The organism is Candidatus Hydrothermales bacterium (genome assembly GCA_039630235.1).
Lineage (GTDB): Bacteria > Hydrothermota > Hydrothermia > Hydrothermales > JAJRUZ01 > JBCNVI01.
Genome location: JBCNVI010000076.1, coordinates 1 through 516, shown reverse-complemented (window position 1 = coordinate 516; position 516 = coordinate 1). Strand labels below are relative to the sequence as shown.

The 516-nt window shown below is 36.0% G+C and carries 1 protein-coding gene; it reads left to right on the top strand.

Going from position 1 to position 516, the window contains the following annotated elements; all coding sequences use genetic code 11:
* Window positions 1–516, top strand: a 516-nt coding sequence (locus ABDH49_09385) for an SBBP repeat-containing protein (GenBank protein MEN3047150.1), incomplete at both ends; no start/stop codon positions are given.

Sequence of the window (516 nt, the reverse complement as noted above, 5' to 3'; positions counted from 1 at the left end):
TAAATGGAAATGTTTATGTATCAGGAACCACCCAATCGAATGTTTTTCCAACTTATAATCCCTCTGGAGATGATGATTATTTTCAGGGGACTCATAACGGCGGAACAGATGATATTTTTATTTTGAAATTTGATAATAACGGTGTGAGAGTATGGGCTACTTATTACGGAGGAAATGAAAATGATTTCGATCCGTCAATCGCAACTGATTCAAGTGGAAATGTATTTGTAACAGGAACCACTCAATCTCCCAATTTTCCAACCTACAATCCAGGAAGTGGGTCTTACTATCAAGGATCTCGGGGCAGCGGCATTTTTAGTTATTACGACGCTTATATTTTAAAATTTAATTCAAGAGGAATAAGAATGTGGGCAACTTATTATGGAGGAAGCAGTTCTGATAGAGGTAAATCAATATGTGTTCAAGGTTCAACTGGTTTAGTATTTGTCACTGGATATACAGAATCAAGTGATTTTCCGACTTATAATCCTGGAATATCTGGAGTTTACTATCAAT